At 68.8% G+C, this 14,529-nt stretch carries 18 protein-coding genes; 3 read left to right on the top strand and 15 right to left on the bottom strand.

Annotation, left to right across the window (positions count from 1 at the left end; translation table 11 throughout):
- Window position 1: 1 nt before the first annotated feature.
- The 6 genes from rhaI to AAY78_RS12735 are packed head-to-tail and all read right to left on the bottom strand — an operon-like array spanning window position 2 to window position 6,255.
- Window positions 2-1,168, bottom strand: a complete 1,167-nt coding sequence (gene rhaI, locus AAY78_RS12760; protein WP_046748659.1) for an L-rhamnose isomerase — start codon at window positions 1,166-1,168, stop codon at window positions 2-4.
- Window positions 1,165-1,527, bottom strand: coding sequence for an L-rhamnose mutarotase (locus AAY78_RS12755; RefSeq protein WP_046748658.1), 363 nt, complete (start codon window positions 1,525-1,527; stop codon window positions 1,165-1,167). The genes rhaI and AAY78_RS12755 overlap by 4 nt, the downstream gene beginning before the upstream one ends.
- Window positions 1,528-1,585: 58 nt before the next feature.
- Complete coding sequence (rhaS, locus tag AAY78_RS12750) at window positions 1,586-2,617, bottom strand: rhamnose ABC transporter substrate-binding protein (RefSeq protein ID WP_046748657.1); 1,032 nt, start codon at window positions 2,615-2,617, stop codon at window positions 1,586-1,588.
- A 46-nt stretch (window positions 2,618-2,663) separates the two neighbouring features.
- The gene (locus tag AAY78_RS12745; protein WP_046748656.1) at window positions 2,664-3,716 is read right to left on the bottom strand and encodes an ABC transporter permease; all 1,053 of its coding nucleotides are present in this window, start codon (window positions 3,714-3,716) and stop codon (window positions 2,664-2,666) included.
- Complete coding sequence (locus AAY78_RS12740) at window positions 3,713-4,732, bottom strand: ABC transporter permease (RefSeq protein ID WP_046748655.1); 1,020 nt, start codon at window positions 4,730-4,732, stop codon at window positions 3,713-3,715. Before AAY78_RS12740 ends, AAY78_RS12745 begins: the two co-directional genes overlap by 4 nt.
- A complete protein-coding gene (locus tag AAY78_RS12735; protein WP_046748654.1) occupies window positions 4,729-6,255 on the bottom strand; it encodes a sugar ABC transporter ATP-binding protein in 1,527 nt (508 codons plus the stop codon). The genes AAY78_RS12740 and AAY78_RS12735 overlap by 4 nt, the downstream gene beginning before the upstream one ends.
- A 162-nt stretch (window positions 6,256-6,417) precedes the next feature.
- Between AAY78_RS12735 and AAY78_RS12730 the strand changes: the two genes are divergently transcribed.
- On the top strand, window positions 6,418-7,422 hold the full coding sequence (locus tag AAY78_RS12730; protein WP_046748653.1) for a LacI family DNA-binding transcriptional regulator: 1,005 nt from the start codon (window positions 6,418-6,420) through the stop codon (window positions 7,420-7,422).
- 41 nt (window positions 7,423-7,463) lie between these two features.
- Here the strand turns inward: AAY78_RS12730 and AAY78_RS12725 are convergent, their stop codons facing one another.
- The 9 genes from AAY78_RS12725 to AAY78_RS12685 all read right to left on the bottom strand — a co-directional run bounded on the left by AAY78_RS12725 (window position 7,464) and on the right by AAY78_RS12685 (window position 12,114).
- Window positions 7,464-7,667, bottom strand: a complete 204-nt coding sequence (locus AAY78_RS12725; RefSeq protein ID WP_046748652.1) for a hypothetical protein — start codon at window positions 7,665-7,667, stop codon at window positions 7,464-7,466.
- 38 nt (window positions 7,668-7,705) lie between these two features.
- The gene (locus AAY78_RS12720) at window positions 7,706-8,320 is read right to left on the bottom strand and encodes a hypothetical protein (protein WP_046748651.1); all 615 of its coding nucleotides are present in this window, start codon (window positions 8,318-8,320) and stop codon (window positions 7,706-7,708) included.
- Window positions 8,317-8,901: a DUF6286 domain-containing protein gene (locus AAY78_RS12715; protein ID WP_046748650.1), complete on the bottom strand. Its 585-nt coding sequence runs from the start codon at window positions 8,899-8,901 to the stop codon at window positions 8,317-8,319. Before AAY78_RS12715 ends, AAY78_RS12720 begins: the two co-directional genes overlap by 4 nt.
- On the bottom strand, window positions 8,898-9,290 hold the full coding sequence (locus AAY78_RS12710; protein WP_046748649.1) for a hypothetical protein: 393 nt from the start codon (window positions 9,288-9,290) through the stop codon (window positions 8,898-8,900). Before AAY78_RS12710 ends, AAY78_RS12715 begins: the two co-directional genes overlap by 4 nt.
- Window positions 9,290-9,478, bottom strand: coding sequence for a DUF2273 domain-containing protein (locus AAY78_RS12705; protein ID WP_046748648.1), 189 nt, complete (start codon window positions 9,476-9,478; stop codon window positions 9,290-9,292). The genes AAY78_RS12710 and AAY78_RS12705 overlap by 1 nt, the downstream gene beginning before the upstream one ends.
- Window positions 9,475-9,993, bottom strand: coding sequence for an Asp23/Gls24 family envelope stress response protein (locus AAY78_RS12700; RefSeq protein WP_046748647.1), 519 nt, complete (start codon window positions 9,991-9,993; stop codon window positions 9,475-9,477). Before AAY78_RS12700 ends, AAY78_RS12705 begins: the two co-directional genes overlap by 4 nt.
- Before the next feature lie 153 nt (window positions 9,994-10,146).
- A complete protein-coding gene (locus AAY78_RS12695; protein WP_046748646.1) occupies window positions 10,147-10,782 on the bottom strand; it encodes a DUF1684 domain-containing protein in 636 nt (211 codons plus the stop codon).
- Between the two features lie 44 nt (window positions 10,783-10,826).
- Entirely contained in the window at window positions 10,827-11,642 is an 816-nt protein-coding gene (locus AAY78_RS12690) for a sugar nucleotide-binding protein (protein ID WP_046748645.1), read from the bottom strand.
- Between the two features lie 10 nt (window positions 11,643-11,652).
- Window positions 11,653-12,114, bottom strand: a complete 462-nt coding sequence (locus AAY78_RS12685) for a MarR family winged helix-turn-helix transcriptional regulator (protein ID WP_046748644.1) — start codon at window positions 12,112-12,114, stop codon at window positions 11,653-11,655.
- A gap of 115 nt (window positions 12,115-12,229) precedes the next feature.
- On the opposite strand from AAY78_RS12685, the gene AAY78_RS12680 reads away from it, so the two are divergent.
- Together AAY78_RS12680 and AAY78_RS12675 are read left to right on the top strand one after the other, a co-directional pair.
- Window positions 12,230-13,426, top strand: a complete 1,197-nt coding sequence (locus AAY78_RS12680) for an MFS transporter (RefSeq protein ID WP_046748643.1) — start codon at window positions 12,230-12,232, stop codon at window positions 13,424-13,426.
- Window positions 13,427-13,464: 38 nt separating this feature from the next.
- Window positions 13,465-14,469, top strand: coding sequence for an NADP-dependent oxidoreductase (locus AAY78_RS12675; RefSeq protein ID WP_046748642.1), 1,005 nt, complete (start codon window positions 13,465-13,467; stop codon window positions 14,467-14,469).
- Window positions 14,470-14,529 lie beyond the last annotated feature (60 nt).

Here is a 14,529-nt window from a genome sequence, read left to right as displayed (position 1 = left end):
CTCAGGCGCCCCAGCCGGCCTGCACACCGCCCACACGCTCGGCGGCGATCTTCTCCTGGTATCCGGATGCGAGGTACGCGGCCATGGGATCTGCGGGAAGACCGCGCGTCTCGCGCCACTCGGCGAGGGCCGGACGCACGTCGGTGTAGAACGCATCCATGAAGACGGCGTTCGCTCCGAGCACGTCCCCGGACTTCTGCGCGGCGGTGAGGGCGTCGCGGTCGACGAGCAACGCTCGGGCGGTCATCTCCTGCACGTTCAGCACCGAGCGGATCTGGCCGGGGATCTTGTCCTCGACGTTGTGGCACTGGTCGAGCATGAACGCGACGTCGGGGTTGTTCAGCCCGCCGCCGCGGATGACCTCGAACAGGATGCGGAACAGCTGGAACGGGTCGGCGGCTCCGACGATCAGGTCGTCATCGGCGTAGAAACGCGAGTTGAAGTCGAACGAGCCGAGCTTGCCGAGGCGCAGCAGCTGCATCACGATGAACTCGATGTTCGTGCCTGGCGCGTGGTGGCCCGTGTCGAGGCAGACCATCGCCTTGTCACCGAGGGAGCTGACCTGCGCGTAGGAGGTTCCCCAGTCCGGAACGTCGGTGTGATAGAACGCCGGCTCGAAGAACTTGTACTCGAGCACCAGGCGCTGGTCGTCGCCGAGGCGGTCGTAGATCCTCTGCAGCGAGTCCTGCAGTCGATCCTGACGCCCCCGCATGTCGGCCTGCCCGGGATAGTTCGACCCCTCGGCCAGCCAGATCTTGAGGTCCCGGCTGCCGGTCGCATCCATCACGTCGATGCAGGCGAGGTGGTGGTCGATCGCCTTCTGCCGGATCGCCGCGTCCTCGTGCGTGAGGGCACCGAACTTGTAGTCGTCGTCCTGGAACGTGTTGGAGTTCACGGTGCCGAGGGTCACCCCGTGGTCTTCGGCGTGCTTGCGCAGGTCGGAGTACGAATCCACCACGTCCCACGGGATGTGCAGCGCCACCGCCGGCGCGAGTGCCGTGTAGCGGTTCACCTGTGCGGCGTCGGCGATCTTCTCCCACGGGTCCCGCGGGGTGCCGGGAGTGCCGAACACCTTGAAACGCGTGCCGGAGTTGCCGAAGGCCCAGCTGGGAAGCTCGATGCCCTGCTGGGCGAGGATGGCGAGGTTCGAGGGACTGAGGATGCTCACGATGCGCTGCTTTCGTTGGGGAGACCGGAGGTGGAGAGCTGGTCTTCGAGGTGGAACACCTCGGGAAGTGTGGGTGCCGCCTGGTCAGGGCGGCCGTCGAGGCCGACGAAGAAGCGGGCCATCTCGGCTTCCCAGCGGGCGGCGACCGGCGACGCGGCCAGGTATGCCTGCGCCGCGACATCGTCCTCGGTCTCGTAGTAGCCGATGAGCTCACCGTCGGGAGCGAGGAACAGCGAGTAGTTGCGGCGACCGGCCGCGGCGATCTCGGCGAGCATCTCCGGCCACACCGGCGCGTGACGCTCGCGGTACTCGTCCAGAAGCTCCGGACGCACCTGGAGCTTCACGCATACGCGGATCATGGGGACCTTTCCGTGAGCGTCCGGCCGACACTCGTGCCGGCCGGACGCCCGAAGGTGATCAGAAGTCGAACTCGCCGATGTTGTCGGCGTTGAACACGAACGGATCGCCGAGCACCACGACGCCGTCCTCCCCGACCGTGTACTCACCGAGGTCGCCGGCGGTGAAGGTGTCGCCCTTCTCGCCGGTGATGTCGCCCTCGATCAGCGCCTGCGCCGCGAAGGCCGCCAGGTAGCCGAGGTCCTCCGGGTTCCACAGGGCGAACGACGTGACCGTGCCGTCCTCGACGTATTCGCGCATCTGGTTCGGCGTGCCGAGGCCCGTCAGCGCGACCTTGCCCTTGTAGTCCGAGGTGGACAGGTAGCGGGCGGCTGCGGCGATGCCGACCGTCGTGGGCGAGATGATGCCCTTCAGGTTCGGGTGGGTCTGCAGCAGGGCCGCGGTCTTGTCGAACGACGTCTGGTCGTCGTCATCGCCGTAGACCGTCTCGACCAGGGTGATGTCGGGGTAGTCACTGGCGAGGTAGTCCTTCATCAGGTCGATCCAGGCGTTCTGGTTGGTCGCGTTCGCCGAGGCCGAGAGGACGGCGATCTCTCCCGCACCGCCGATCTGCTCGGCGATCTGGTCGACCTGCGCCTTCGCGATGCCCTCCGAATCCGCCTGGTTGACGAAGACGTCGCGGCACTCCGGGTTGGTGTCGGAGTCGAAGGTGACGACCTTCACCCCCGCGTCGCGGGCTTCGTTCAACGCGTCGCAGATGGCCTTCGGGTCGTTCGCCGAGACGACGAGTGCCCCGACGCCCTGCTGCGTCGCGGTGTTGATGTAGCTGACCTGGGCGTCGGGAGTCGCCTCGGCCGGCCCGACCTCGGCGAACGTGCCGCCGAACTCCTCGACGGCGGCTTTGCCACCCTTGCTGGAGGTGTCGAAGTAGGGGTTTCCGAGGTTCTTGGGCAGGAAGGTGACGGCGAGGTTGCCGTCACCGCCGTCGCCTCCGCCGCCATCGCCACCGGTGCTCGTGCATCCGGACAGGGCGACCGCGGCGGCGACCGCGAGCGCAGCGACAGCGGTCACGCGTTTACGTGCAAACATCATTGTTCTGTTCCTTTCGTGAGGGTGTGCCGCAACCGCGGCGTCGGCGTCATGAAGCTGTGGGTGCGGCGCCGGTGGTCGATCGTCCCGGTCTGCGACGAGCCTTCTGCAGCCAGGCGAGGAAGCTCGCGGCCACCACCGAGATGACCAGGAGGGCGCCGGTGATGATGTTGATCACGTCGGAGGTCACGTTCATCAGACGCAGTGCGCTGGCGAGCGAGCCGATGAGCAGCGCCGCCGCGACGACCCCGTAGATCTTGCCCCGGCCGCCGAAGACCGAGACGCCGCCGAGCACGACCGCCGCGATCACCTGCAGTTCGAGGCCGGTGGCGTTGTCGCCCCGCGCGCTGCCGTAGCGGAGGGTGTAGAAGATCCCGGCGAACGCGGCGACCACTCCGGAGAGCACGAAGAGGATGAACTTCGTGCGCTCCACGTGCACGCCCGAGAACCGTGCGGCGTCCTTCGAGAGGCCGATCGCGTACACGCCACGACCGAACGGTGTGTAGTGCAGCAGCAGGATGAACGCGACCAGGAGGAGCAGGAACGGGATCATGATGACGGGGATCGTGGTGCCGGCGAGCTTCGCCTTGGCGAGATCGGTCCAGAACTCCGGGAACTCGGTGACCGCCGTCGTTCCGAGCAGGCCGACCGCGAGGCCGCGAAACAGCGCGAGCGTTCCGATGGTCACGGCGAGCGACGGCAGACCGACGACGGTCACGAGGAATCCGTTGAAGGCGCCGCCGACCAGACCGACGAGCAGCGCCGCGAGAGCCGCGACCTCGAAGGGGATCCCGCCCTGCACGAGAGCCCCCGTGACGACGCTGGAGAGGCCCACCATGCTGCCGACCGACAGGTCGATCTCGCCCGTGATCATCACCAGCGTCATGGGCAGGGCGATCAGGAGGATCGGCGCGATGTCGAGGAGCAGGTACGTCAGCGTGATCGGCTGCCCGAACCCGCGTACGGTGCTCGCGGAGACGATGATGACGACGATCAGCAGGGCGACGATCGCCATCTCCCTGGTGAGGAGCACGCGGCGCCAGAGCGGCTTGTCGAAGTCGCGGATGACCCGGGTGGTCGCGGTCGTGGTCGCGGCGGTCATGACTTGTCCCTCGCTTCGATGAGCCGTCGTTTCTGGCGGACGGCGAGCACGCGGTCGAGCACGATCGCGCCGATGATCAGCAGGCCGACGACGGCACGCTGCCAGAAGTCGGGGATGCCGAGGATGGGGAGCGCCCGGTTGATCGTGAGCAGCAGCACCGCACCGATCGCCGCGCCCCACACGGAGCCGATTCCGCCGGTGATGGCGACGCCGCCGATCACGGCGGCACCCACCGCGTCGAGCTCCCACCCGGCCCCGGCCTGCGAGTTGATGGTGCCGTAGCGGGCCGCGTAGAACACTCCGGCGAGACCGGCGAGCGCCCCGGAGACGACGAAGGCGGTCAGCACGCGACGGGTGACGCGCAGGCCGTAGAGCTCCGCAGCCGCCGGATCGGATCCGATGGCGTAGTACTCCCGACCCCCGCGCGTGTTCTTCATGTACCAGGCGGCCGCGGCGAGCACGATGAGGGCGACGATCGTGAGGATCGGGATGCCCACGAGCTGCCCGGTGCCGAGGGCCAGGAAGTCCTTCGGCATGTCGGACGCGTTCACCCGGTCGCTGCCGGTCCACAGCACGTTGATGCCGCGGTAGGCGTAGAGCGTACCGAGCGTGATCACCATGGCCGGCACCTTGGCGAAGGCGACCAGTGCCCCGTTGACGAGTCCGAGGAGGGCACCGAAGACGACGGCGGCCACGACCACGATCACGATGGGGATGCCGGGCACGTCGATGAACAGGCGGCCGGTGAGGTAGGCGGTGAGCCCCATGACCGAGCCGACCGAGAGGTCGACGTTGCGGGTGATGAGCACGATGGCCTGCCCGACAGCGACCAGCACGAGGATCGAGGGCGTGAGCAGCAGGTCGCGCCAGCCGTCGGGGCTGAACAGGAAGTTGGAGTTGTTCGTCGTGGCTGCGACGATCACGAGTGCCAGGGCGAGGAGGATGCCGAATTCGCGCGCCCGACCGAGCGCGGAGAGCTTCTTCGTCACCGACGAGACGGGGATGGCGGTGGTCACGAGGAGAGCTCCGATGCGTGCGTGGCGGCGTACATGACGTTCTCGGAAGTCGCCTCCGCGCGGGCGATCTCCGCGGTGATGCGCCCTTCGCGCATGACGAGGACGCGGTCGGCCATGCCGAGCACCTCCGGCAGCTCGGACGAGATCATGAGGATCCCCATCCCCTGCCCCGCGAGCTCGGAGAGCAGTCGGTGCACCTCCGACTTGGTGCCGACGTCGATCCCTCTGGTCGGTTCGTCGATGATGAGCACCTTCGGCTTCGTGGCGAGCCACTTGGCGAGGACGACCTTCTGCTGGTTACCGCCGGAGAGTGTCGCCGCGACCGTGTCGAGGGCGTGCGTCTTGACCTCGAGCCTGGTCGCCCATTCCCGGGCAGCGCGGTTCTCGATGCCGGTGGTGAGGAACCCCAGCTTCGCGAGCTGGCGGCGGATGGAGAGGGTGATGTTGCCGCCGACGCCCGATTCGATCACGAGCCCCTGCTTGCGGCGGTCCTCTGGCACGAGGGCGAGGCCCGCACGCATGGCCTCGGTGGGTCGGCTGCGGGGGATGCGTGCGCCCTGCATTGTGACGGAGCCCTCGCGGTACGGGTCGACGCCGAAGACGGCACGCACCACTTCGCTGCGTCCGGCTCCGACGAGGCCGGCGAGACCGACGATCTCGCCCGCGCACACGGTGAAGGAGATGTCATGGAAGACGCCGGGACTGGTGAGGTTCTCGACCACCAGCAGCGGCGCGCCGACGGTCGTCTGCTGCTTGGGGAACAGCTCGGTGACCTCGCGACCGACCATCTGGTGCACGATCTCCTCGACCGAGGTGTCGGCGATCGCGCTGGTGGCGATGTACGCACCGTCCCGCATGACCGTGACGGTGTCGCAGAGTGAAAACACCTCGTCGAAGCGGTGCGAGATGAAGATGAGCGCACGACCCTCGTCGCGCAGACTCCGCGCGATCGTGAAGAGCCGCTCGACCTCGACGCCGGAGAGCGCGGCCGTCGGCTCGTCCATGACGAGCAGACTCGCGTCGAGCGAGACGGCCTTCGCGATCTCGATGACCTGCTGATCGGCGATGGACAGACCCTCCGCCGGACGGTCGGGATCGATGGTGACCCCGAGCCGGGTGAAGAGGCGCTCGACCTCGTGGCGCATCCCCCTGCGGTCGATACGGCCGAAGCGCCCGGTCGGCTGTCGGCCCATGAAGATGTTCTCGGTGACGGACAGATCGGGGAACAGCGTCGGCTCCTGATAGATCACCGCGACGCCCGCGCTCTTGGACTGCGCGGTGGAGGAGAAGTCCACGTCCTCTCCATGGAACCGGAACACCCCGTCGTCGCGCTGGTAGAGACCGGCGACGATTTTCACGAGGGTGGATTTGCCCGCGCCGTTCTCGCCGACCAGGGCGTGGATGGACCCGCCGTCGACCGACAGCGTCCCGGAACGGAGGGCGACCACCGCGCCGAACGACTTGCGGATGTCGCGGAGTTCGAGCGCCGGCGGAGCACCGGAGGTGTCAGAGGGAATCGTCATCGATCGGACCTAAGCTGCAGGATCATCCCTGCGGATTGAATCGTTTTAAAGAGCGGAGCATCTGAAATTTATGACTCTCGCTGGCTTCCTGTCAAGTCACGGTTTGGTCGGTGGTACGTTTCAGGGACATGTTTCGCGGATGGCGCGGAAAGGAATCACGCCGTGGTCGTCAGTGTTCGAGATGTCGCACTCGCCGCATCCGTCTCGGTCGGGACCGTCTCGAACGTCCTGAACCACCCGGACAAGGTGTCTCCCGCCACCGTCGAACGCGTCACAGCGGCGATCGAGAAGCTCGGCTTCGTGCGCAACGACGCCGCCAGGCAGCTGCGCGCAGGACACAGTCGCTCGATAGGCCTGGTCGTGCTCGACGTGCGCAACCCGTTCTTCACCGACATCGCCCGCGGCGCCGAGGAACGGGCCGCCGAGGCGCGGATGACGGTCACACTCGGCAACAGCGACGAGAAGGTCGAACGCGAGCGCGCCTACATCGACCTCTTCGAGGAGCAGCGCATCGCCGGTCTGCTCATCTCTCCGCTCGCCGACGACCTCCCGCGATTGCGACGTCTGCGCGATCGCGGCACCACCGTGGTGCTCGTCGACCGGGAAGTCGCCGACGAGAGCTTCTCCTCGGTATCGGTCGACGACGTCGGCGGTGGCTACCTCGCCGTGCAGCATCTCGCGGCGCAGGGACGACGACGCATCGCCTTCGTCGGGGGTCCGATGGGCATCCGACAGGTGGTCGACCGCCTGGAGGGAGCCAGCAGAGCCGCGAACGAGGCCGGCATCTCCCTCGAAGTGATCCTGACCGATTCGCTGAGCGTGCTCTCGGGCCGTGCCGCCGGCGAGACCCTCAGCGCACGTGCACCCGAAGATCGACCCGATGCCGTCTTCGCCGCGAACGACCTCCTCGCGATGGGGGTGCTGCAAGCACTCATGATGCGCAGCAGCATCCGGGTCCCGGACGAGATCGCCCTCATCGGCTACGACGACATCGACTTCGCGGCCGCCGCCGTGGTCCCGCTCTCGTCGATCCGCCAGCCCGCCGAACTCATCGGATACACGGCCGTCGATCTGATGCTGCGAGAAGCCGGCGGTCACGCCGGGCGGGAACGCGTGGTGTTCCAGCCCGAGCTCGTCGTGCGGGAGTCGACCGCGCGACCGGCCTGAGAGCGAGCCGTTCGCCGCGGGGCCGTTCGCCGCGGGGCCTTTCAGCGCCCGAGGGCTCTCTTCGCCTTCTTCGCCGCTGTCTCCGCCGTCTTCCGGCGCTGCTTCCTGGCCTTCGGGTCGTTCCACCTCCGCACCAGCTGATGCCTCACCGACTCGCCCTTGTTGATCTGCACCGTCGCCGCCCTGCTCCCGAACACGTACGCGACGAAGGCGACGCCGACGATGAGGAGGATCTTGTTGCGCATGATGCCTGCTTTCTGGGGGGCTGCGGAGGAGCGTCGGGTCAGGAGAGCCGACGCTGGTCGTGGGCGAGGCGAGCCCGCAGGCTCGTGTGCACCGAGACGAAGGTGTCGGTGTCGCGCCCCGTCAGCACGGCGAGGTTGGCGAGGAGGCGATCGACGTGGTCGACGAGCTCTCGCGGATCGGTGTTCTGACGCGGCGTCACAGCCACGTGCAGCACAGGACGGCGACGGATGTCATTGGCAGTGACCTGCGCGGACAGAACCTCATCGCGGGTGGTGAGGGAGTTCTTCACGGCGTCGGAGACGAACGACTCGTTCACGGTCACCCGACCCAGCGGGTTCTGCGCTCCGCTGGAACGCAGCACCGTCTTCGACCGACGCCCCGCGATGCTCGTGAGCGCGAGGATCAGCAGCACGATCACGACCACGATCGCTGCGACGGCGCCGATGCCGATCCACGACAGGCCGCCACCGGCGATCGCGGTCGCGGCGATGGCCTGGTCGAGCCAGGACCGAGCGTCCTTGCCTGCCGCGGTCCAGATGTCCGACAGGGTGGGCCAGCTCATGATGGCGATGCCCACCGCACCGAGGGCGAGGAACAGCAGCCCGATGATCAGCAGCAGGATGCGGTTCAACGCACGATTCGTGTTGTTCACAGCTCGTCTTCCTTCTCGGTGGGACGCTCGATGCGCACACGGGTGCGCACCTTGTCGGTCAGCCGGTACGTCTGCAGCTCCGCTTCGGCCGCCGCCTGCACGTCGGCCTTGTCCAGCGGCACTCCGATGCCGGGCCGCACGGTCACGTCGACGGTGCGGTGTCCGACACCGACGGTGATGCTGTCGCGGGTGAGACCCGTCTCCTCGGCGAGGTGCTGGGCCAGGGCGCTGGCGATCACGCCGTTGTCGACGACGACCGCGCGTCCACCCGCATCGAGGACATGCCTCGACAGTCGTCCCGGTGTGACGGCGAGCACGATGAAGACCAGTCCGATGAGGGCGAGCACGACACTGCCGGCGATCACGAGACCGGCGGGCTGTGCCGTGGGCAAGCCGATCAGCCAGCCCGCCGCTGCGGCAGGACCGACCAGGAGGGCGGGCTGCGCGGCGAGGCTCAGCACGATCTCGAGTCCGATGTACGCGAGGGCGAGGATGAGCAGGACGACCGCGACGAACATCGCGACGGTTCGCGGCGAGTGCGTCTCGCGCCGGATGACGCGGCGCAGGACCGGGGTGCTCATTTCACTCGTCTCCTTTCCGGGATGACGGCACCGGTGACGGTGAGGTTGATGCGGATGACGTTGCGCCCGAGGATCGTGCTCAGGTTCTGCTGCAGCTGTTCCTGCAGTTCGCGTGCCCGCTCCAGGACGGGCACGGCCCGAGCGATCGCTGCCGTGTCGTCCAGGCTCGGGACGGGAAGGGGCGTGGCGATGCGCACGGTGACCCCGCGCGGGTGCTCCGCGACATCGACCTTCACGTCGCTGCGAGGCACCCCGATCAACGTCGCGGACGCCTTCTCGGTGACGGTGCGGTAGACGCGGTCCTTCACCTCGACGCGACCGCGGACGGCGGCCCCGCCGGCGGCGGCTCCGGAGAGCGCGCCGCCGGCGATGTGCTGGTCGGCACCCATCAGGAGGTACGCCGCCCGGTGAAGACGTCGGCGAGTCCGCGGACGTCGAGCTTGCCGGAGGCGATCCGGCCGACGAGCGCCCCGATGCCCGCGAAGAGAGCCATGAGGAGGAACCCCCAGAACCCGAACAGCAGGGCGGCGAGGGCCAGCAGTGCGCCGATCAGGGCGCCGACCGTTGTGGCGCTCATGAGACGCGCGACTCCTCGTTGTCGTCGCTGTCGTCACCGGGCACGTGCACGTCGTTGACCTCGACGTTGACCTCGACGACCTCGAGACCGACCAGACGGCTGATCGCACCGGCGACAGCGGCACGGACGTTGTTGGCGACGTCCTGGATGGGCGCCGGGTACTCGACAACGATGGTCAGGTCGGCCGCTGCCTGCGTGTCGCCGACCTCGACCTTCACGCCCTGCGCGAGGTCGGTCGCGTTGATCACGTCGCGGATGGCGCCGAAGGCGCGTGCGCCTCCGCCACCGAGGGCGTAGACGCCGGCGACCTCACGCGCGGCGATGCCGGCGACCTTGGCCACGACACCGTCGGCGATGGTGGTCTTGCCCGCGGCGTTCTCGTCGGCGGGGACGCGCGAAGAGGAGAATCCGCTCGACCGGTCGACGCGCGATGCGGAAGCGCCGGCGGCCTTCGGAGCGGCCTGTGCGAGCTCCTTCTCGGCCGGAGCGGGGGTGGTCTGGTCCTGGTTTGCCATGAGGTGTCCCATCTCGATCTGAAGACCGGCCGTGGGTCCCGTGTGGAACTCCCGCCGGGAGCGAAACGCTCGCTCGGAGATAGGACGGATGTGCCGGCGGATTCGTCACAAAGTCGTTTTCCGCAGCGCCCGGGAGCGCCCGCCGAGGGGCACTCAGACGCCCGCGCCGCCGTACATCTCGCCGACGGGGACCGGAACGGAGAGCACATTGCCCGGTTGCGCGAGCGGGCACGCCCAAGCCGGGTCATAGGCGCACGAGGGGTTGTAGGCGAAGTTGAAGTCGAGCACGATCGTGCCACGCGCCGCATCGGATCCGAGATCGGCGCCCTTGATCGTGTCGACGAGATAGCGTCCGCCGCCGTAGGTCCCGCCGACGCCCCCGGCGAGCGCATCGCGCACGGGCACGAAGAGCCCGCCGCCGTAGGTGGTCAGTCGCCAGACATCGAGCGACCCCGCATCCGGCACCTCCACGCGCCCGATCCGCTCGAAGGGCACGATGCCGTCGGTGCCGGTCGCGAAGTCGAACCCCCCGGGGTCGGCGGGGAGGATCGGCAGCTCGAAGCGCCACTGCGCGTCGTACGAGGCGATCGGCAGCCCCTCGAACAGCGCTCGGTCCTCGGGCAGCAGCGGCGTCGCCGGGTGGTGGAGCATCAGATCGTCGCGCTCGATCCGCCAGAGCTCGTGCGCTTCCTCCGCGGAGTCGGCGCCGCGCACGGCGTCGTACAGGGCGAACACCCGACGTCGCCAGTCGACGACCTCGAGGGCGGTGCGTGCAGGTGCGCTGGTCATGCCCTCAGGCTAGACGCCGTCGCGGAGATCCGGTGCGGCCCCCGTCAGGCGGTGTCGACCATCCGCGCGTAGCCCGACTCGTACGTCGGGTGTTCCAGGCCACCGAGGAGGGAGAGCAGCAGAGTCCCGTCGTACACGACGCCGCACGGTCCGGCCGGCCCCGAATCCGGCGGCACCTGCGCATTCAGCCGTGCGGCGAGGAACCGCACGACGTCTCCGAGCGGAGCGGGGCCCTGGTCGACGGCATGCAGCACGCGAGGCGGGTCGTCCATCCGCAGCAGCAGGTCGAGGGTGCGCACGAGGTCGCTCTCGTGGATGCGGTTCGTGCGGCGGGAATGATCGACGGCCGCGCCCTCGCGCACCTTCCGCACCAGGAAATCCCGCCCCGGCCCGTAGATGCCCGCCGGGCGCACGACGACGGCGTCGAAGAGCTCCACCGCGGCCCTCTCGCCGTCGACGAGTCCGCGCGATCGCGGTGTCGTCGGCGTCGGCTCGTCCTCCTCCGTCAGAGGATGATCGGGATCCGCCCCCTCGAACACCCCCGTCGAGGAGACGAAGACCGTCCGGGCGGGAGGATCCGGGAGGGCGCACGCGAGGTGCCCCAGAGCAGTGCGGTAAGAGGTCTCGGTATCGCCGGGCGGCAGCGTGACGAGCACCGCGTCGACCCGCTCGAGAGAAGTCGGCAACGGGTGCGCCAGGTCGGCGGCGATGCCCCCGACCCCGTCGGGAAGTGCTCCCTCGGTGCGTCGGAGCGCGATCACCTCCTCGCCGCGGGCGAGAAGCAGCGGCGCGAGGCGGGTGGCGAGCTTGCCGTAGCCGACGAGGAGGGTGCGGCGGGGTGCCGGATCGAGAGTGCTCACGGAGCTCCGCTCAGCCGGCGGTCAGCACAGGGAGTGCGACGCCGTGCAGCGCATCGACCACGGGAGCGAGCTCGGGCTGCGCCGCTGCTTCCTCCAGCACCTGCTCGAGCGCCGCATCGTGGATGGGGTGCGCGCGTTCGTACAGCTCGCGGCCGGCGGGAGTGAGTTCGGTGTAGATGCCGCGACGGTCGTCGGCGCAGAGGATGCGCGTGAGGAGGCCTCGATCCTCCAACCGGTTCACCAGCCGCGTGGTGGCGCTGGGGCTCAGGGCTGCCGCACGGGCGAGCTGCTGCATGCGCATGTGCCACCCGTCCTGGCGATCGAGGGCATCGAGCACGGTGTACTCGACCACGGAGAGCTCGACCGTCTCACCCAGGCGCCGCTCGAGAGCAGTCTCGATCAGCCCGTGCAGCGCGGCGAGCGTGCGCCACCCCTGTGCGCGCACCTCGACGGCGTCGTCACCGATTCCCATGGCCATCCTCCGCGATAGTTGCTTGCGCCGGATACTTGCGCGTGCAATCATTATCCTTCGACGCGCAATATGCCGCGCCTGCAAACATTCCCTCCAATCTATCAGGAGAATCGTCATGCCTCTAGGACTGATCGCCCTCGCCATCGGGGCGTTCGGCATCGGGCTCACCGAGTTCGTGATCATGGGCCTGCTCCCCGACGTCGCCCGAGACTTCGGGGTCACCGAGTCGGCTGCCGGCTGGCTCATCTCCGGCTACGCACTCGCTGTCGTCGTCGGCGCACTCGTGCTCACCGCAGCGGCCACGCGGTTGCCCCGCAAGCCCGTGCTGCTCGGTCTGATCGTGCTCTTCATCATCGGCAACGTGCTCACCGCGCTCGCGGACGACTACGGCACAGCGATGGTCGGCCGCATCGTCGCCGCCCTCTGTCACGGCGCGTTCTTCGGCATCGGCTCCGTGGTCGCCGCCGGCCTGGTCGCCCCCGAGAAGAAGGCCGGCGCGATCGCGATCATGTTCACGGGCCTCACTGCCGCGAACGTCTTCGGAGTGCCGTTCGGCACCTTCCTCGGCCAGGAGCTGGGATGGCGCTCGACCTTCTGGGCGATCTCGGGCATCGGCGTGCTGGCGTTCATCGGTATCGCCCTGCTCGTGCCGCGCCTCCCCCGCCCCACCGAACAGGTGAGCCTCCGCGGGGAGCTGGCGGCGTTCCGTTCGGGACAGGTCTGGTTCTCGCTCGTCGTCACGATCCTCGCGTTCGGCGGGATGTTCGGCGCCTTCACCTACATCGCCTACACGCTGACCGAGGTGAGCGGATTCGCGTCGTCCGCCGTGCCGTGGCTGCTGGTGCTCTTCGGCGCCGGCCTCGTGCTCGGCAACTGGCTGGGCGGGCGACTCGCCGACCGCACGATCGACCGTACTCTCCTGATCTTCATCGCCGCACTCGTCGTCGTCCTCGCCGTGTTCGCGATGTCAGCGCAGTCCGGCATCGCGACGATCATCGCCCTGTTCCTGATGGGCGGCTTCGGATTCGGCACCGTTCCCGGGCTGCAGAGCCGTGTCATGAAGTACGCCGGAGGCGCTCCGACCCTCGCCTCCGGGGCCAACATCGGCGCGTTCAACGTCGGCAACGCACTCGGCGCCTGGGCGGGCGGACTCGGCATCTCCGCAGGACTCGGCTACACCTCCCCGATCTGGCTGGGCGCGATCCTCACCACCATCGCCCTGATCGTGATGGTCGTCGCCGCCGCGCGTGCGCGGAGCACCGCGACCCGCGAGGCGACCCCCACCGCGACCACACCCGTGTCCGTCGACTGAGCCGCGCCCGGACCCTCACCGGCTCCTAGGCTGGCCGCATGGCATCCGAACTGGCGGACACGACATCACGACGCGTCGTGTTCCGCCGTTTCGGCGGCCCCGAGGTGCTCGAACTCGAACGTCGAGCGGTACCGCGCCCGGCCCGCGGCGAAGTGCTCGTCCGCGTAGCGGCCGCCGGAGTGAACCCGGTGGACTGGAAGCTGTTCAGCGGACGGCCGATGCACGATCCCTACGAGCGCAGCCTCCCTTCGGGCAACGGCTACGACTTCTCCGGCACGATCCAGGCGCTCGGCGATGGGGCGGGCGAAGCCCGGGCTCACGACGCGCGCGGTTGGCGGATCGGCGATGCGGTGTTCGGTGGGCTCCGCTACCACGCGCAGGCGGACCACCTCGTGATCGACCCCGCCGTGCTGGTCGAGGTTCCCGCAGGTCTCGGTCTCGTCGAAGCAGGCGCCCTCAACGTCACCGGCCGCACAGCCGTCGCCAGCGTGCGGTCACTGGGGATCACCGCGGGTGATGTCGTCCTCGTCAGCGGTGCAGCCGGTGGTGTCGGCATCCTCACCGCCCAGCTCTGCGTGCTGCGCGGGGCCCGCGTGCTCGGAACGGCCAGCCCGAGGAATCACCCCCTGCTGCGCCGCCTCGGCATCGAGCCTCTCCCCTACGGGCCTGCTCTCGCGGATCTGCTCCGCGCCGCCACGCCGGAGGGCGTCACCGCCGTCCTCGACACGGTCGGCCACGGCTCGGTCGAGCTGGCTCTCGCACTCGGCGTTCCCGCCGACCGCATCAACACGATCGCCGACTACGACGCCCGCGCGCGGCATCCGGTCCGGGGCGTCGGAGGGTCGGCTGCCGGCACCGAAGAGCTCGGGATCATCGCGCAGCTGATCGCCGACGGTCGCGTCGAGATGCCGATCGACTCGGTGCACCCGCTCGAGGAGGTCAGAGCGGCATACACGAGATCCATCGCCGGACGCGCGTCCGGGAAGATCGTGCTCACCACCGCTACGAGCCGTCGCCCCCACGAGCATCCCCCGCACGGCTGACTCTGACGACGGATGCTCGCCGCCCCACGCAGAAGCGCCGCACCCCCGGAGAGGATGCGG

Origin of the sequence: Microbacterium sp. Ag1 (genome assembly GCF_001005635.1) — a bacterium.
In the GTDB taxonomy this organism is placed as follows: Bacteria; Actinomycetota; Actinomycetes; order Actinomycetales; family Microbacteriaceae; genus Microbacterium; species Microbacterium oxydans.
The sequence above is the reverse complement of the archived record's forward strand: the minus strand, read 5'-3'. Positions and strand labels throughout refer to the sequence as shown.